At 29.1% G+C, this 234-nt stretch carries 1 protein-coding gene; it reads right to left on the reverse strand.

Going from position 1 to position 234, the window contains the following annotated elements; genetic code table 11:
• A partial coding sequence (locus ACY2RX_RS14950) for a hypothetical protein (protein ID WP_490104754.1) occupies positions 1-234 on the reverse strand: 234 nt, incomplete at both ends.

Here is a 234-nt window from a genome sequence, read left to right on the forward strand (position 1 = left end):
ACGATTGTTCGTAATCTGTTTAATTTCATGTATTTCAATAAGTTTAATCCCTCTTTTATTAATCTTATCCCAAAATAGTCTTGACCCTTTACCTTCAAAATGAGGAGTTACCTCGGTTAAATTATAAGGCATTTTTAGTTTTAAATATTTGTGATTTTTAAATAGCTCTACATTTTTAACTTTAATAACTCTATCTCCTGCGTGAGTATTGGCAATAAGAATAGTACGATCTGG

The organism is Polaribacter sp. 2405UD43-2 (assembly GCF_058147125.1).